The sequence below is a fragment of the Desulfosporosinus sp. I2 genome (genome assembly GCF_000960765.1).
Taxonomy (GTDB): domain Bacteria; phylum Bacillota; class Desulfitobacteriia; order Desulfitobacteriales; family Desulfitobacteriaceae; genus Desulfosporosinus.
Genome location: NZ_JYNH01000300.1, coordinates 1 through 812 on the forward strand (window position 1 = coordinate 1; position 812 = coordinate 812).

At 43.1% G+C, this 812-nt stretch carries 2 pseudogenes; both read right to left on the bottom strand.

Annotated elements, in window-relative coordinates:
* Window positions 1-129 precede the first annotated feature (129 nt).
* Window positions 130-279 (bottom strand): annotated as a pseudogene (locus UF75_RS31205) (hypothetical protein); the annotation flags it as partial.
* A 2-nt stretch (window positions 280-281) separates the two neighbouring features.
* Window positions 282-740, bottom strand: a pseudogene (locus UF75_RS25800) (GntR family transcriptional regulator); the annotation flags it as partial.
* Window positions 741-812: the final 72 nt, after the last annotated feature.

Genomic DNA, 812 nt, shown 5'->3' on the forward strand with positions numbered 1-812 from the left:
GTTCCTACGTTAACATGTGGTTTTGTACGTTCGTATTTAGCTTTTCCCATTTTTTCACTCCTTTAAAATAATAGTAACTTTATAATTCAGCAAGGTATCGAACTTCGCGCTTCGAACCTCGAACCTCGCTTATGACCCATGACGCTTGGCAATAATGCCATCCGCAATGCCTTTAGGAACTTCTTCATAGTGATCAAATTGCATCACATAGACTCCACGTCCTTGTGTTGCAGAACGCAAATCGGTTGAATAACCAAACATTTCGGAAAGCGGGACAAATTCCGTTCATTGCGACTGGCTCTATAGACTAAAGCATGGAAATCGGTATCAGACTTCACAATCTGCTCTAAGTCCATCTCAACTTCACTGACTCTAAAAAACAACGCTTGTTCCATTTGTTCCAATTCATCTTCCGTAATGCGTTCCGCTGCTAGCCCTGCAGCCAATCCCTCTAACGCAGAACGAATTTCAAAAACGTCGGCCACATCTTTTAAGGAGACACCAGCTACATACGCACCTTTTCGTGGAATCATAACCACAAAATTTTCAAGTTCCAATTTGCGGATAGCTTCACGTACCGGGGTTCGACTAACCCCCATTTCCTCAGCCAACTGGATCTCCATCAACCGCTCCCCAGGTTCGAGTATCCCGCTCAGAATAGCCTCGCGCATAGATTCAAAGACAATCTCCCTTAAAGGTTTATACCCATCAAGTATTACCGGCAGTAAACGTTTTCCCATGAATGTCTCCCTTCCATTCCCATATTTTCCAACTGTTGATGTAACCCATACATTATTAAAACCACTTTTTCC